Source organism: Allobosea sp. LjRoot9 (assembly GCF_964252745.1).
Taxonomy (GTDB): domain Bacteria; phylum Pseudomonadota; class Alphaproteobacteria; order Rhizobiales; family Beijerinckiaceae; genus Allobosea.
On record NZ_CAXUPC020000013.1, the window covers coordinates 83,574 to 99,440 of the forward strand.

Annotated in this window: 15 protein-coding genes and 1 other RNA gene; 9 read left to right on the forward strand and 7 right to left on the reverse strand. The window is 65.5% G+C overall.

Annotated elements, in window-relative coordinates:
- Positions 1-294: 294 nt before the first annotated feature.
- Positions 295-759, reverse strand: a complete 465-nt coding sequence (locus ACSQ3P_RS29845) for a MarR family winged helix-turn-helix transcriptional regulator (RefSeq protein WP_436169054.1) — start codon at positions 757-759, stop codon at positions 295-297.
- A gap of 169 nt (positions 760-928) precedes the next feature.
- Between ACSQ3P_RS29845 and ACSQ3P_RS29850 the strand changes: the two genes are divergently transcribed.
- The gene (locus ACSQ3P_RS29850) at positions 929-1,351 is read left to right on the forward strand and encodes an organic hydroperoxide resistance protein (protein ID WP_103716502.1); all 423 of its coding nucleotides are present in this window, start codon (positions 929-931) and stop codon (positions 1,349-1,351) included.
- Between the two features lie 136 nt (positions 1,352-1,487).
- Here ACSQ3P_RS29850 and rnpB read toward each other — a convergent pair.
- Positions 1,488-1,896: RNase P RNA component class A (rnpB, locus tag ACSQ3P_RS29855), an RNA gene on the reverse strand.
- Between the two features lie 53 nt (positions 1,897-1,949).
- Positions 1,950-2,576 (reverse strand): transglycosylase SLT domain-containing protein, encoded by a 627-nt coding sequence (locus ACSQ3P_RS29860; protein WP_436169055.1) that lies wholly within the window; start codon positions 2,574-2,576, stop codon positions 1,950-1,952.
- A gap of 388 nt (positions 2,577-2,964) precedes the next feature.
- On the opposite strand from ACSQ3P_RS29860, the gene ACSQ3P_RS29865 reads away from it, so the two are divergent.
- The 5 genes from ACSQ3P_RS29865 to ACSQ3P_RS29885 all read left to right on the forward strand — a co-directional run bounded on the left by ACSQ3P_RS29865 (position 2,965) and on the right by ACSQ3P_RS29885 (position 8,482).
- Complete coding sequence (locus tag ACSQ3P_RS29865; RefSeq protein ID WP_436169056.1) at positions 2,965-3,729, forward strand: TerB family tellurite resistance protein; 765 nt, start codon at positions 2,965-2,967, stop codon at positions 3,727-3,729.
- Between the two features lie 11 nt (positions 3,730-3,740).
- Positions 3,741-4,544 carry an N-acetylmuramoyl-L-alanine amidase gene (locus ACSQ3P_RS29870; RefSeq protein WP_436169057.1) on the forward strand — a complete coding sequence of 268 codons (804 nt, stop codon included), beginning with the start codon at positions 3,741-3,743 and terminating at the stop codon, positions 4,542-4,544.
- 119 nt (positions 4,545-4,663) lie between these two features.
- Entirely contained in the window at positions 4,664-6,328 is a 1,665-nt protein-coding gene (locus tag ACSQ3P_RS29875) for an efflux RND transporter periplasmic adaptor subunit (RefSeq protein ID WP_436169058.1), read from the forward strand.
- Positions 6,329-6,503: 175 nt separating this feature from the next.
- The gene (locus ACSQ3P_RS29880) at positions 6,504-7,253 is read left to right on the forward strand and encodes an ABC transporter ATP-binding protein (protein ID WP_436169059.1); all 750 of its coding nucleotides are present in this window, start codon (positions 6,504-6,506) and stop codon (positions 7,251-7,253) included.
- Entirely contained in the window at positions 7,250-8,482 is a 1,233-nt protein-coding gene (locus ACSQ3P_RS29885; protein WP_436169060.1) for an ABC transporter permease, read from the forward strand. Before ACSQ3P_RS29880 ends, ACSQ3P_RS29885 begins: the two co-directional genes overlap by 4 nt.
- A gap of 2 nt (positions 8,483-8,484) precedes the next feature.
- On the opposite strand, the gene ACSQ3P_RS29890 is transcribed toward ACSQ3P_RS29885, so the two are convergent.
- Complete coding sequence (locus ACSQ3P_RS29890; protein WP_244546283.1) at positions 8,485-8,784, reverse strand: winged helix-turn-helix transcriptional regulator; 300 nt, start codon at positions 8,782-8,784, stop codon at positions 8,485-8,487.
- A gap of 188 nt (positions 8,785-8,972) precedes the next feature.
- Between ACSQ3P_RS29890 and gstA the strand changes: the two genes are divergently transcribed.
- Genes gstA through ACSQ3P_RS29905 form a run of 3 tightly spaced genes read left to right on the forward strand, consistent with a single transcriptional unit; the run spans position 8,973 to position 10,125 of the window.
- Positions 8,973-9,584, forward strand: coding sequence for a glutathione transferase GstA (gene gstA, locus ACSQ3P_RS29895; RefSeq protein WP_436169061.1), 612 nt, complete (start codon positions 8,973-8,975; stop codon positions 9,582-9,584).
- Positions 9,585-9,589: 5 nt separating this feature from the next.
- A complete protein-coding gene (locus ACSQ3P_RS29900) occupies positions 9,590-9,970 on the forward strand; it encodes a nuclear transport factor 2 family protein (protein WP_436169062.1) in 381 nt (126 codons plus the stop codon).
- Positions 9,967-10,125: an ABC transporter permease gene (locus ACSQ3P_RS29905; protein ID WP_436169063.1), complete on the forward strand. Its 159-nt coding sequence runs from the start codon at positions 9,967-9,969 to the stop codon at positions 10,123-10,125. Before ACSQ3P_RS29900 ends, ACSQ3P_RS29905 begins: the two co-directional genes overlap by 4 nt.
- A 123-nt stretch (positions 10,126-10,248) precedes the next feature.
- Here the strand turns inward: ACSQ3P_RS29905 and ACSQ3P_RS29910 are convergent, their stop codons facing one another.
- From ACSQ3P_RS29910 to metH, 3 genes are all read right to left on the reverse strand, one after another.
- Entirely contained in the window at positions 10,249-11,034 is a 786-nt protein-coding gene (locus tag ACSQ3P_RS29910) for a fumarylacetoacetate hydrolase family protein (RefSeq protein WP_436169064.1), read from the reverse strand.
- Between the two features lie 290 nt (positions 11,035-11,324).
- Positions 11,325-11,894: a flavodoxin family protein gene (locus tag ACSQ3P_RS29915; protein ID WP_436169065.1), complete on the reverse strand. Its 570-nt coding sequence runs from the start codon at positions 11,892-11,894 to the stop codon at positions 11,325-11,327.
- Positions 11,895-12,110: 216 nt separating this feature from the next.
- Entirely contained in the window at positions 12,111-15,866 is a 3,756-nt protein-coding gene (gene metH / locus ACSQ3P_RS29920; protein WP_436169066.1) for a methionine synthase, read from the reverse strand.
- Between the last annotated feature and the right edge of the window lies 1 nt (position 15,867).

Genomic DNA, 15,867 nt, shown 5'->3' on the forward strand with positions numbered 1-15,867 from the left:
CGAAGCAGGCAAAGCGTGAGGGCGAGCCGAAATCCGCGCGGCACACGGACCTTGACCTGACTGTCGCCTGTCTGCTTCGACGGGATGATTTGGGATAGCATGGGTTCTTATGGGCGTCAATGGAATCGCATGCGCCGACAGGTGCCTGCCGATGCTTCGCCCCATCACAGCCCGTTAAGGTTAAGTATCCGTAAGCACGCGCGGATTGACGCCGAAACGGCCTCCGCGGCGACCATGCGGCAGCCGTACGGACGGCAGCCCATGCAAAATAATTTTCGGAGATTTTGCTCTGCCTTAGGCGGGCTCAGCCGCCGCGAGCAGCGCATCGCGCAAGGCGTTCAACTGCTCCAGCAGCCGATCCCTGGATTCCACTGCGCCGCCGAGCGCGCGCGCCATGCCGTCGGGCACACAGCGCCCCTTCTCGCGCAGGCCCTCGCCCTGCGCCGTCAGGTATAGCCGCACTTGCCGCTCATCCTCGCGGTCGCGCTCGCGGCGGATCAGGCCGGCGGCCTCCAGTCGCTTCAGCAGCGGCGTCAACGTGCCGGAATCGAGCATGAGCCGCCCGCCCATCGCCTTCACCGTCAACCCGTCACATTCCCACAGCACGAGCATGGCCAGATATTGCGGATAGGTCAGGCCGAGCTCGGCCAGAACCGAGCGATACACGCGGTTGAAGGCATGGCCCGCGAGATAGACCGCGAAGCAAAGCTGATCCTCCAGTCGGGGCGAATGCTGCTCGGGAACCTTCTTAGTCGTCATCGCTTCCCTCCCCAGCGCCAACCGTCGCCTCCTGCACCCCGAAGACCAGAACGCGGCCGGCGACGCAATCAACTCCGCGCGATCGATTGATATAGATCGTTGACAATTAAATTGTGCACTACTTAAATAGGTAGCACAAGAGATCGAACACGCTCCAAGGAGATCCCTGATGAAAATCCTCTACACCGCTCATGGTTCCGCCACCGGAGGCCGCGAAGGCAAGGCCGCCACCGACAGCGGCAATGTCGATGTCGTGCTCAACACGCCCAAGGAACTCGGCGGCGGTGGCGGCAACGGCACCAATCCCGAGCAATTGTTCTCGCTCGGCTATTCCGCCTGCTTCCTCGGCGCGCTGAAATTCGTCGCCGGCAAGGAAAAGGTGAAGATTCCCGAGGACGCCCGCGTCAGCGCCGATGTCGGCATCGGCCCGCGCGATGACGGCGCCGGCTTCGGCATCGCGGTCAAGCTGACCATCTCGGTACCCGGCATCGACAAGGCTGTGGCCGAAGATCTGGTCCAGAAGGCCCATATCGTCTGCCCCTACTCGCACGCGACCAAGGGCAATATCGACGTCGAGCTGAAGGTCGCGTGATCGTCGAGGCAAATGCGCGATACAATTCGCTCCGGTGAGCCGGATGGAGCGGTGCCCGAGAACCGGAGCGGAGCGGACGTTTTGTCCGTGAGCACCGGAAGCGCAGGGCATCGCTTCAGCCGGCCACCGGAGTAGAATTGCCAGTCGGCCTATAAGCCGGGTTCTGGATGGCCGGAGGATCGCTCCCCCGACGTGACGGCCATTCCTCTGGGACGCACATTGCTGCGCGCCTCGAGCAACCAACCCGGACGACAAGGCCCAGAAACAGGCCCCTCCCCGCTTACGCGGAAAGCATCGTCCCTATTCGGTTTTGCTCCCGGTGGGGCTTGCCATGCCGTCCCCGTTGCCGGGTCCGCGGTGCGCTCTTACCGCACCTTTTCACCCTTACCTTCGCACCGAGGCGCCAAAGCGCTTGGCAGAAGGCGGTTCGATCTCTGTGGCGCTTTCCCTGGGGTTGCCCCCGCCGGACGTTATCCGGCACCGTGTTTCCGTGGAGCCCGGACTTTCCCTCCCCCGCGAACGGGAGCGGCCGTCCGGCCGACTGGCGGGTCGCTAGTGCGCGCTTGGGCGCGCCGCGTCAAGCCGGCCGGGCCGTGGCTCAGCTATGGGCGGTGATGGTGCGGACCTTGGCGCAATAGGTCCGGTTAGCGCCGCTCATCCGCTCGGTCATGTGGCCGCTCTGATATTTCATCACGGTCTTGCAGGTGTCGCCACCGGCAAGGCGATAGGCCTGAGCCAGATATTTCATCGCAAAGCGTGCATTGGTCTCGGCATCGAGCAGGCCACCGGCCCCGCCGGTATAGCCCAGGCCGCGCGCGGTCTGGTGGCGGATCTGCATCAAGCCGAAATTGCCGGCATGGCTGGCGCGGGGATTGTAGCGGCTCTCGATCCGCACGACGGCATCGGCCAGCGCGAACGGCACGCCATTGGCCGCGGCATGGCGCGCGACCAGCGCCTTGAGACCCTCGGAACCGGCCGGCGCGGCCAGTGCAGGGACTGCGCGCGCCGCCGTCTTCCCGGAGCGGGCAAGCCGTGCCTGCGAGGCCTTTTCTGTCTTCGCGGTCTCGTGCCCACCCTGCGCGGCTGCCTTCTCGCGAGCGATCTCGGCGTCCCTCACAATGAACGCCAGCGCATCCTTTTCGTTATTGACCGATTCAGCCCTGGCAGGCTGAAATCCGATGAGGCAAATCGCGAAAACGGCGGCGGCACTTGTGGTATATCGCATGATCAATTCTACCCTTCATGCTGGAACATGGCTGAAGGGCTGAGGCAAATGATCAGTAAATGTGACTATAATCTGACACGGCACATAACAAAACTATGCTTTGCCGCTATCAACAGGAAATTATTCGATATTTATCGCTGGAGTATTCGGCATGTATTCGAATCAACAGCGAGCAACCAAGGGTTGCGTTGACGCAACGACAATCTCGACCGAAGACATTGCCCCATTGAGGACGCATTTCACGGTCGGAGTGGTGAAATCGCCCCTCGGGCAACGCCGCAGCAAAAAAATATCGCCGACAGCACCATCGCGCGCCAAGCCGGCCTGTCCGACGCGGCCCATCGTCACTATCCTCATCCACCAGGTCAGGCCGGGAGTTGCCCGTATCATGGTTTCGTCATTCTGGGGGGCGCTGAGCGGTGGCGGCCTCGGTCTTGCGCTCGGCGGCCCGCTCGGCGCGCTGATTGGCGCTGTCGCCGGCCATGTCCTGATCGACAGGGAGGGCGCGCCGTTCGGGCCGGCCCCGCGCGAGCTCGTCTTCACCACAGGGCTGGTCGCGCTCGCGGCCAAGATGGCGCGCTCGGACGGCGTCGTGACGCGCGACGAGATCGCCGCCTTCCGGCGCATCGTCATCGTACCGCCCGACCAGCAGGCCCGCATCGAAAGCCTGTTCGACCTAGCCAAGCAGACCAGCGCCGGCTTCGAGGCCTATGCGACGCAGATCGCGGAGGCCTTCCGCGACGAGCCTGCCTTGCTCGAGGATGTCCTCGACGGACTGTTCCTGATCGCGGCGGCCGATGGCGCGATCCATCAGGACGAGCACGCCTATCTGCGCGAGGTCGCCACGATCTTCGGCATCACCGAGGCCGGTTTCGCCCGCATCGAGGCGCGCCATATGCGCCGGCCCGACGACCCTTATCTGGTGCTGGGCGCAACGCGCGAGATGAACGATGCCGCCTTGAAGCAGCATTATCGCAAGCTGGTCGCGCAAACCCATCCCGACCGCGAGATTGCGCGCGGCCTGCCCGAGGAGGCGGTGGCCATCGCCACGCGCCGCCTCGCCGCGATCAACGCCGCCTGGGATACGATCGAGGCGGAACGCGGCTTGGCGGCCAAGGATCTGGCGACCAAGCGCCCGCGCGAGCCGGCCTGAGAGACCCCAGCATGAACCAAACCACCCATCCCGACAGCCGCTTCGCGGCCAAGATCTTTCCGTCTCCGAACCATGGCGAACGCAAGCCCAGCGGCAATGGTGCGGGCGATGATACCCCGGCCCGCCGCCCGGACATGCTGATCCTGCACTACACCGGCATGAGCGACGCCGGCGAGGCGCTGCAGTGGCTGTGCAACCCGGTCTCGCAGGTCTCGTCGCATTATTTCGTCTTCGAGAACGGCCACACGCTGCAGCTCGTACCGGAGGAGCGCCGCGCCTGGCATGCCGGAGCCTCGCATTGGGCCGGCGAGACCGACATCAACTCCTGCTCGATCGGCATCGAGATCGCCAATCCCGGCCATCCCGGCGGCTTGCCCGATTTCCCGCCCGAGCAGATCGCGGCAACCCTCAACCTTTGCCGCGACATCTGCGAGCGCTGGGCCATCCCGCCCGAGCGCGTGCTCGCTCATTCCGACATCGCGCCTGGCCGCAAGATCGACCCCGGCGAGAAATTCCCCTGGCGGTATTTCGCCGAGGCCGGCGTCGGCGTCTGGGCGAGCCCCGCACCGATCCGCAGCGGCCGTTTCCTGGCGCGCGGCGAAAGCGGCCAGCCGGTCGAGGCGCTGCAGGCGATGTTCGCGATGCTGGGCTATGGCGTGACGGTCGACGGCGTCTTCGATGAGGCACTCGAGGCCGTGGTTGCGGCCTTCCAGCGCCATTGGCGGCCGGAGAAGGTCGACGGCGTCGCCGACGCCTCGACGATCACCACCTTGCGCGACCTGCTGGCCATGACCAGGGAAGCGCGCACCGCCTGATTGCGACAATGACGTTGCGCAACATTGCCGGAAGTTAACTCGCGAAAGCCGCGCGATTCTGGCATTCTGTGATCAAGTGCGCGCCCATTCTCGGAGCGGCGCCGGATCGGGGAACGACTTTGCGCAAGTGGCTGATCGGATCGGGACTGGCGGTGCTCGCCATCGCAGCCGGCTACTGGACCTTGCGTCCGACCGGTGGCTCGGCGAACGACGCCGCTTACCGCACGGCCGCGCTCGATCGCGGCCGGATCACCGCCGCCGTGCGCGCGACCGGCACGCTGACCCCGGTCACCACCGTCCTCGTCGGCTCGCAGCTTTCGGGCCAGATCGTCGAGATTCTCGCCGATTACAATTCGCAGGTGAAGGCCGGCCAGGTCGTCGCGCGATTGAACAGCGACCAGATCAAGACCCGCCGCGACGCAGCCCAGGCCGATGTTTCGCAAGCCAGGGCCGACCTCATGGTCAAGCGCGCCCAGCTCGACCGGGCGCGCTCGACCCGGGTCAGGGCCAATTCGACGATCAAGGATCTTGAGGCCCAGCGCGACCGTACAGCAGCCCAGCTCGCAGACGCCAAGCGCACCTTCGAGCGCCAGAACGAATTGTTCTCGCGCAAGGCCGGCTCGCAGCAGAACCTCGACACGGCGCGCACACAAGTCGAGGTCCAGACGGCGACGCTCGCCTCCTGCGAGGCGCAGATCACCTCCGCCAAGGCGGAACTCAACGGGCTCGACGCCGACATCCTGCTGGCCGAAGGCCAGGTCCAGTCCGGCGAGGCGGCGATCTCGCAGCGCGACGCCAAGCTCAAGGACATCTTGATCGATCTGGAGCGCACCGATATCCGCTCGCCGGTCGACGGTGTCGTGGTCCAGCGCCAGGTCGATCTTGGCCAGACGGTCGCGGCCTCGCTCTCGACGCCGACTTTGTTCCTGATCGCGCAGGATCTGCGCGTCATCGACATTTACGCCAATATCGACGAGGCCGATGTCGGCCGCCTGAAGGTTGGCCAGGCGGTCAGCTTCACCGTCAACGCCTATCCCAACCGCACCTTCGAGGGCCATGTCGAAATGGTCCGGCTCGGCGCGCAGACGATCCAGAACGTCGTCACCTATACCGGGGTGGTCCGCGTCGCGAACAGCGACATGGCGCTGCTGCCCGGCATGACCGCCAATCTCCAGGTGGTCACCGAGGACCGCGACAACGTCCTGCGCGCGCCCAATGCGGCGTTGCGTTTCCGCCCTGTCGGCGTGGCCCAAGGCCCTGCGCCGGTGGTGCTGCCCGTGGCCGCTCAGAGCCAGCAGGCGGGCGGCGGCAATCGCAGCGCAGCCGCCCTGCGCGAGCGCATCGAAACCGACATCCAACCCACGCCTGAGCAGAAGCAGGCCATCGCCGCGATCTTCCAGGAGCGGCGCGGCGGGCGCGAGGCGCTGGCCGGCCTCTCCGAGGAGGAGCGTCGCGCCGCCTTCCGCACCGCCCGCATCGAGATGATCAAGAAGATCACCGCCGTGCTCGACCCCGAGCGTCGTGCGAAATTCGAGGCGCTGGTGCGGGAGGGCCGCCCGAGCCCGCAACAGACAGGCACTCCGGGCCGGGTCTACACGCTCGATGCTGAGGGCCAGCCCAAGGCGGTCACCATCATGCTGGGGCCGACCGACGGCGCCTATACCGAGATCCTCGCGGGCGACATCAAGGACGCGACACAGGTCATCATCGGCGGCGGCCCCCGCCCGGCCGGCCCCGCAGCTCCCGCCGGCGGCCCGCCGGCGCGCGGCCCGCGGTTGTTCTGATGGCGATGTCGGGCTTGCCTGCCCTCCTCTGTCATTCCGGGGCGTCGCGCAGCGGCGAACCCGGAACCCACGACTGGGCGAAGCCAATTTTAAGCCCGATCAATCACGTGCACCCGGTCGTGGGTTCCGGGTTCGGCCCTTCGGGCCGCCCCGGAATGACGGAGGGAGACACGCAATGCCCCTGATCGAAGCGCAGGAACTCTCCCGGGTCTACGACCTCGATTCCGGCCGCGTCACCGCGCTCGACCGCGTCTCGCTCGCAATCGAGACCGGCGATCTCGTCGCGGTCATGGGCCCGTCGGGATCGGGCAAATCGACCTTCATGAACCTGATCGGCTGCCTCGACCGGCCGACTGGCGGGCATTACCGGCTCGACGGCGTCGCGGTCGAGACGCTCTCCAGCGACGGCCTCGCCGAACTGCGCAACCGCAAGCTCGGCTTCGTCTTCCAGCAGTTCAACCTGCTGCCGCGTGTCGACGCCTGCGCCAATGTCGAATTGCCGATGGTCTATGCCGGGATCGACGGCCGGACGCGCAAGGCGCGCGCGCTCGCCGCGCTCGACCGCGTCGGCCTGGCAGACCGCGCCCATCACCGGCCGATGCAGCTGTCAGGCGGTCAGCAGCAGCGCGTCGCCATCGCCCGCGCTCTGGTCAACCAGCCGCGCCTGCTGCTCGCCGACGAGCCGACCGGCGCGCTCGACAGCCGTACCGCGCTCGAAATCCTGGGCCTGTTCCAGGATCTCAACCGCGAGGGCGTCACCGTCGTCATCGTCACCCATGACGCGGAGGTGGCGCGCCACGCCCGCCGCGTCATCCGCTTCCGCGACGGCCATCTGCTGTCCGACGAAAGGCAGGAGGCGGCCGACGCTCGCACCGCCCTCGCCGCTCTGGAGAGCCCCCCATCGGCAACCGAGGTCGCGGCATGAGCCTGATCGAAGCGATCCGTTCGGCGCTGTCGGCCATCGGCGCCAATGCCTTGCGCTCGGCGCTGACCATGCTCGGCATCATCATCGGTGTCGCCGCCGTCATCGCCATGGTCGCGATCGGCTCGGGCGCACGCGAGCGCGTCACCGCGCAGATCAAGTCGCTCGGCGCCAATCTCGCGATCATCCAGTCCGGCAATGTCACGCAAGGCGGCGTCAGGCTGGGAGCCGGCGCCTCCTCGACGCTGACGGACGAGGACGCTCGCGCCATCATTCGCGAGGTCGACGACGTCGTAGCCGCCGCCCCCATTCTCGTCACCCGCGCCCAGGCGGTCTTTGCCGGCACGAACTGGTCGACGCAGATCACCGCGACCGATCTTGATTTCTTCACTGCACGCGAATGGGATATCGCGGAGGGGCGTCTGTTCGAGCCGGAGGAATTGCGCCGCGGCGGGATCGTCGCCGTCATCGGCCAGACGGTGGCGAAGAACCTTTTCGGCGAGGTCAACCCGCTCGACCAGCAGTTCCGCATCCGCAACGTGCCCTTCAAGGTCATCGGCGTGATGGCGGGCAAGGGCCAGTCGGCGCTCGGCCAGGACCAGGACGACGTCATCTTCGTGCCGCTCGACACCGGCCGCCGCCGCATCGTCGGGCGCAACTACGCCCGCGACGCCTCGGTCCAGACGGTGATGGTGAAATTCGCCAACGAGCAGGCGATCGATCCCGGCATCGAGCAGACGCGCGCCTTGCTGCGCCAGCGCCATCGCCTCGCCGAGGAGCAGGATGACGACTTCATCATCCGCAACCTGACCGAGATCGCCAACACCGCCACCGCCGCCGCCAACACGCTATCCTGGCTGCTCGCGGCCGTCGCCGCCGTCTCGCTCCTGGTCGGCGGCATCGGCATCATGAACATCATGCTGGTCTCGGTCACGGAGCGTACCCGCGAGATCGGGCTCAGGCTCGCCGTCGGCGCGCGCCAGCGTGATGTGCTCGCGCAGTTCCTGATCGAGGCGACCACATTGGCGACGATCGGCGGCGCGGTCGGGATCGCGCTCGGCATCGCAGCGGCGCTGACCATCGCGAATTTCGCCGGCTGGCCATCCGTCGTCTCGATCGAGACGATCCTGATCGCGGTCGGTGTCTCCGGAATGATCGGCGTCTTCTTCGGCTTCTACCCGGCGCGCCAAGCGGCGCGGCTCGACCCTATCGAGGCGCTCAGACGCGAATAGGCTCAGGCCGCCTGCGCCGCTGCAAGCGCCTGCGCCTTCAGTTTGACGCCCACGCCTGCGATCGCCTGGATCGCCGGCATCAGTTCCTCGCCCAGCGCGGTCAGCTTGTACTCGACCGAAGGCGGCGAACTCGGCACGACCCGGCGCGCCACCACGCCCTTCTCCTCCAGCGCCCGCAACCTTGCGCTCAGCATCTTCGCGGAGATCAGCGGAATGTCGCGCCTGAGCTCGCCGAAACGGCGCGGGCCGCCGCTCAAAAGCCAAACCACATTTGGCGTCCAGGCTCCGCCGAGGATCTGCATGCAGGTCCCGATATCGCAGGTCTGCGGCGGCTTTGGCGCGCGATTCCGTCGAATTTTCAAGGCCATGACAGCAAAGCTCCGGTTACCGGAATGATACCTGAAAATTCGGTTACAACAAGTTATTACGTATACAAAAGTTATCAACTCCGCCTAACTCCGCCGCACTGCCAACACGGAGACCGACGGACATGAAGCTCTATTATTCGCCCGGCGCCTGCTCGCTTTCCCCCCATATCGCGCTGCGCGAGGCCAGGCTGCCCTTCACCATCGAGAAGGTCGACACCAGGGCCGGCACCACGGAAACGGGCAAGGCCTTCGCAACCGTCAACCCGAAGGGCTACGTGCCGGCCCTGCAGCTCGACGACGGCGCGGTGCTGACCGAAGGCGCGGCCATCGTCCAGTTCATCGCCGACCTTGCTCCCGATGCCGATCTCGCCCCCAAAGCCGGCACCTTCGCCCGGGCGCGGTTGCAGGAGGAGCTCAATTTCGTCGCCACCGAGCTGCACAAGGCCTTTGCCCCGCTGTTTCGCCCCACCACCAGCGAGGACGGCAAGCGCGACGCCCGTGCCATAGTCGCCAGGCGCCTCGATCATGTCGAGAAGACCCTCTCGGACGGGCGCGACCATCTGCTTGGCAAAGACTTCAGCGTCGCCGACGCCTACCTCTTCACCGTGGTGAACTGGGGCGGCCATGTCGGGATCGCGCTGGAGCCCTGGCCGAGGCTTCAGGCCTTCATGAGCCGCGTGGCGGCCCGCGATTCCGTTCAGCAGGCGATGCGCGCCGAAGGGCTGGTCCAGTAAGCGCAATGGACCAGCCCTTCTCCGAGATCGCCGAAACCCTGGGCCGCTATTTCGACGGCCTTCACCACAGCGACGCGGCCGAACTCGGCCGCGTCTTCCACGAGCAGGCGATCTATGCCTGCGCCAGCGAGGGCAGGCTCACTCATCTGACCATGGACGCCTATCTGCCCATGGTCGCGGGCCGGCCCTCGTCTGCAAGCCGTGGCGAAGAGAGGCGCGACCGCATCCTGTCGATCGAATTCGCCGGCCCGGTCACGGCGCTGGCGCGGGTCGAATGCGCGATCGGCGAGAAACGCTTCACCGACCTGCTGAGCTTCGTCAGGCTCGACGGACAGTGGCGCATCATCGCCAAGGTCTTTCATTTCGACATCGCCGCATCGTCGTGACGATCGCGAATTTCGCCGGCTGGCCATCCGTCGTCTCGATCGAGACGATCCTGATCGCGGTCGGCGTCTCCGGAATGATCAGCGTCTTCTTCGGCTTCTACCCGGCGCTCCAAGCCGCGTGGCTCGACCCGATCGAGGCGCTCAGACGGGAATAGGTTGCGCTTCGGCTATCCCGCTATCCCGTCCTGGCTCGGAACCACGCCGTCATCCCGGGCTTGACCCGGGATGACGGCTTGGTTCCGAGGGTAACGCCCGGTGCAAGCGCTCGAAAGCCGCGCTCAGACGATCTTGATCGACACATCCGGCAGGCCGTCGAGCTTGCACAGGATCACGTCACCCTTGACCACGGGGCCGACATTCTCGGGCGTACCGGAATAGATGATGTCGCCGGCCTTGAGCTCGAAGGCTTCCGACAGCTTCGAGATCTGCTCGGCCACCGACCAGATCATATGGGTCAGGTTCGAGTTCTGTTTCACCGTGCCGTTCACGGAAAGCGAGATCGCGCCCTTGGTGAAGTGCTCGACAGTGCCGACAGGGTGGATCGGGCCGATCGGGGCCGAGTTGTCAAAGCTCTTGCCGATCTCCCAGGGCTTCTTCTCGTCGCCCGAAGCGCGCTGCAGATCGCGCCGCGTCATGTCGAGGCCGAGCGCATAGCCGAAGACATGGTCGAGCGCCTTGTCGATCGGGATGTTGCGCCCGCCCGATTTCAGCGCGGCGACGAGTTCGACCTCGTAATGATAGTTCTTGGTCAGCGAGGGATAGGGATGGTCGGCGACCTCGCCGGGCTTGACGAGCTGGATCGCATCGGTCGGCTTCTGGAAGAAGAAGGGCGGCTCGCGCGTCGGGTCGGAGCCCATCTCGCGGGCATGGGCGGCGTAGTTGCGCCCGATGCAGTAGATCCGCCGGACCGGGAAGACATCCTGCGATCCGACGATCGGGATCGTCGTCTGCGCAACCGAGAAGGGCGTCTTCACGCTGGCGACAGGCTGTGCCTGCACGGCACTGGCAGCAAGAGTGGCGGCGGCTCCACCGGAGCCCAGCATGGTACGGCGTGTCAGAGTCATGGCGCGTCTCCCTTGGATGACCGGCCCTCTCAGGAGGCCGCTTTCGCCCGGCTGCAGCGGCTTGGCGCCGCGCCGGTTAGGGGAGCAAGTCAACAACCATCGGCCAGACGAGACAAGGGCCGCGCCCCGGTCGGGATCACGGCCCTTTCGGCAAAGCTGTTGTGCCGGACTGGAGAAGCCCGAGCCAGAGCGGTTTCCGATCCAATTGGATCGTTCAACAGCTCTGGCTCTTTATTCTAACGCGTTTTCTTCGCGCGAACCGGTGTCCGCTTCGCTCGAAAACGCTCTAATCAACCCTTCACGCTCTTGACCACCTCGGCGACGTTCTTGCCGAAGGCCTCGGCCGTCTTCAGGTCGCCCGGGATCATCTCCTCGACGCTGCCATCGGCGGGCGAGGCGGTGAGCAGGCCCGAGAAGCCGCCGAGCCGGTTGAGGTCATCACGGGTGTTCGCCTTGGCGCTGGCCGGCATCATGCCGGTGCCGGTCCAGAGCAGCTTGTGCTGCATGGCGAGCGTGATGAAGTACTGGATGGTCGAGAACTTGTCGCCGTTCAGCGAGGCCGAATTGGAGAAGCCGGCCGCGACCTTGCCCTTCCAATCGCCGCTGAACCAGGGCTTGCTGGAGGCGTCGGCAAATTTTTTGAACTGCCAGGACGGGCCGCCCATATAGGTCGGCGCTCCGAAGATGATGCCATCGGCGGCCTTGATGGCCTCCCAGGCGCTGTCGGGCAGGTTGCCTTCGGCGTCGATGGCGATGAGCTCGACCTTGGCGCCGGTCGAGGCCGCGCCCTTCTCGACATGCTCGGCGACCTTCTTGGTGTGGCCGTAGCCGGAATGGAAAACGATGGCGATGCTGGTCATGGCAACCTCTGTCGGAACGGGAGCGTTCGGTGAGGCGCAAGATGTTGCAGATGCGAAGGCTCTTCAATGCCCGCGCCATTGCGCCTGCGCAGGCGCGATCTGGCGCTGCGGCAATGATGATCGCCCGCCGATAGCCCTCAGCCCAGCATCACCACGAACACGCTCTGCTCATCGAGCCTACGGTCCATGTCGGGCCAGCCATCACCGCGGACGGCCTCACTCGGCCGCTTCCAGTCGATAAGCCGAAGGCTCGTAGTTGAGGATCGGCGCAAGCCAGCGCTCGACCTCGTGGATCGGCATGCCCTTGCGGGCGGCGTAATCCTCGACCTGATCGCGCTCGACCTTGGCGACGCCGAAATAATAGGCGGCCGAATGCGACAGATAGAGCCCCGAGACCGAGGAGCCCGGCCACATCGCAAAGCTCTCGGTCAGCTTCACCCCGACGCGCCGCTCTGCCTGCAGCAGCTCGAACAGGGTTTCCTTCTCGGTATGGTCGGGCTGGGCCGGATAGCCCGGCGCCGGCCTGATGCCGCGATACTCCTCGCGGATCAGGTCCTCATTGGCCAGGTTCTCGTCGGGCGCATAGCCCCAGAACTCGGTGCGGACCTTCTGGTGCATGCGCTCGGCCATGGCCTCGGCGATGCGGTCGGCCAGCGCCTTGACCATGATCGAGCGGTAATCGTCATTGTCGCGCGCGAATTTCTCGGAGATGCGCTCTTCCTCCGCACCCGTGGTCACGACGAAGGCGCCGATATAGTCGGGCCGCTCGATCCCCTCCGGCGCAACGAAATCCGATAGGCACATATTCGGCTTGCCGTCGCGCTTGGAGAGCTGCTGGCGCAGGCCGTGGAAGCTCGCAAGCGTCTCCTGCCGGCTCTCACCGGTATAGAGGCGGATGTCGTCACCCACCGCATTGGCCGGCCAGAAGCCGATGACGGCCTTGGGGTTGAACCAACGCTCCTCGACGATACGCTTGAGCATCGCCTGCGCGTCCTCCCAGAGCGCGCGCGCCGCCTCGCCCTGCTTCTCGTCCTCGAGGATCGCCGGAAAGCGCCCCTTCATCTCCCAAGTCTGGAAGAATGGCGTCCAGTCGATGACCGGCACGAGATCGGCGACGTCATAGGTGCGGAAGACGCGCGTGCCAAGGAAGCTGGGCTTGGGCGGCATATAGCTCGTCCAGTCCGGCTTGAAGGCGTTGGCACGCGCCTTGACCAGCGGCAGACGCTGCTTGTCGGCCTCGGAGCGGCGATGCGCTGCCGCGACCTTGGCATATTCGGCCTGGACGCCCTCGACATAGGCCGGCTTCTGGTCCTGCGAGAGCAGGCTGGAGACGACGCCGACGGCGCGCGAGGCGTCGGTGACATAGACCGTCTGGCCCTGGCTATAGGCTGGGTGAATCTTCACTGCCGTATGGACGCGGCTGGTCGTCGCCCCGCCGATCAGCAGGGGAATGTCAAAACCCTCGCGCTCCATCTCGGAGGCGACCGTCACCATCTCGTCGAGCGAGGGGGTGATCAAGCCGGACAATCCGATGATGTCGACCTTCTCCCGGCGGGCGGTATCCAGAATCTTCTGCGTCGGCACCATCACGCCGAGATCGATGACCTCGTAATTGTTGCACTGGAGCACGACGCCGACGATGTTCTTGCCGATGTCGTGGACATCGCCCTTGACCGTCGCCATCAGCACCTTGCCGGCGGCCGAGCGCTCGGTGCCGCCGTTCAGGCGCTTCTCCTCCTCCATATAGGGCATCAGATAGGCGACGGCCTGCTTCATGACGCGGGCGGACTTCACCACCTGCGGCAGGAACATCTTGCCGGCGCCGAACAGGTCTCCGACCACGTTCATGCCGGCCATCAGCGGGCCTTCGATGACGTGCAGCGGCTTGTCGGCCTTGGCCCGGGCCTCCTCGACATCGGTATCGATGAAGGCGGTGATGCCGTTGACCAGCGCATATTCGAGGCGCTTCTCGACCGGGTTGTCGCGCCAGACAAGATCTTTGGCCGAAACAGCGACGGAACCGTCGCCCTTGAAGCGCGGAGCGGCATCGAGCAGCCGCTCAGTCGAATCCTTGCGGCGGTTGAGGACGACATCCTCGCAGAGCTCGCGCAGTTCCGGATCGAGATCGTCATAGGAGCCGAGCTGGCCCGCATTGACGATGCCCATATCCATGCCGGCCTTGATGCAATGGTAGAGAAACACCGAATGCATCGCCTCGCGGACCTTCTCATTGCCGCGGAATGAGAAGGAGAGGTTCGAGACGCCGCCCGAGATATGGGCGTGCGGCAGGGTCTCGCGGATCGTCTTGGTGGCCTCGATGAAATCGACGCCGTAATTGTCATGCTCCTCGATGCCGGTCGCGATCGCGAAGATGTTCGGGTCGAAGATGATGTCCTCGGGCTGGAAGCCGGCCTCCTCGGTCAGCAGCTTGTAGGCGCGGGTGCAGATCTCGATCTTGCGCTCATAGGTGTCGGCCTGGCCCTTCTCGTCGAAGGCCATGACGACGACGGCCGCGCCGTAATTGCGGCAGATGCGGGCATGTTCGAGGAAGGCTTCCTCGCCCTCCTTCATCGAGATCGAATTGACGATCGGCTTGCCCTGGATCGTCTTCAGCCCCGCCTCGATGACGTGGAACTTCGAGGAATCGACCATGATCGGGACACGGCTAATATCCGGCTCCGAGGCGATCAGATTGCAGAACTCCGTCATCGCGGCCTGAGAATCGAGCAGGCCCTCATCCATGTTGATGTCGATGACCTGTGCGCCATTGGCGACCTGGTCGCGCGCCACATCGAGCGCGGCGGCGAAATCACCCTCCTTGACCAGCTTGCGGAAGCGGGCCGAGCCGGTGACGTTGGTGCGCTCGCCGACATTGACGAAGGGAATGGTCTCGTCGAGCGTGAAGGGCTCCAGCCCCGCCAGCCTCAAATAGCGCTTGACCTCCGGCACGACGCGCGGCGCCTTGCCGGCGACGGCTTCCGCGATGGCGCGGATATGGTCCGGTGTCGTGCCGCAGCAGCCGCCGACGATATTGACGAGCCCGGCATCGGCGAATTCCGCCAGCATCGCAGCCGTCGCCTCCGGCCGCTCGTCATAGAGCCCGAATTCGTTCGGTAGCCCGGCATTGGGGTAGGCGCAGATCAGGGTGTCGGCGACGCGCGACAGATCCTTGATATGCGCCCGCATCTCGCGCGCGCCGAGCGCGCAATTGAGGCCGACCGTCATCGGGTTGGAGTGACGGATCGCATTCCAGAAGGCCTCGGTGGTCTGCCCCGACAGCGTGCGGCCGGACAGGTCCGTAATCGTGCCGGAGATCATCACCGGCAGGCGCAAGCCCTTCTCGCGATAGACATCTTCGATCGCCACGATCGCCGCCTTGGCGTTGAGCGTATCGAAGATGGTCTCGACCAGGATCAGCTCCGAGCCGCCATCGATCAGCCCGCGCACCTGCTCGGCGTAAGAATCGCGGACCTGGTCGAAGGTCACGGCGCGGAAGCCGGGATTGTTGACGTCGGGCGAGATCGAGAGCGTGCGGTTGGTCGGGCCGATCGCGCCGGCGACATAGCGGCGGCGGCCATCGGCCTTTTGGGCGATCGCGGCAGCCTCACGGGCGAGCTTCGCCGAGGCGACGTTCAATTCATAGGCCAGCGCCTCCATGCCGTAATCAGCCTGGGCGATCTGGGTCGAGGAGAAGGTGTTGGTCTCGACGATGTCTGCGCCGGCCGTGAAGTAAGCCAGGTGGATGTCGCGGATCGCCTCGGGCTGGGTCAGCACCAGGAGGTCGTTATTGCCCTTGAGGTCATGGTTCCAGCCCTTGAAACGCTCGGCCCGGAACTCGGCCTCGGAGAGCTTCAGGTTCTGGATCTGCGTGCCCATCGCGCCATCGAGCACGAGGATGCGCTCGGAAGCGGACTGGCGCAGCGCACGCTCGATCTCGGCGCCGTCGACAGGAGTAGGCTTGAACTCGCTCATC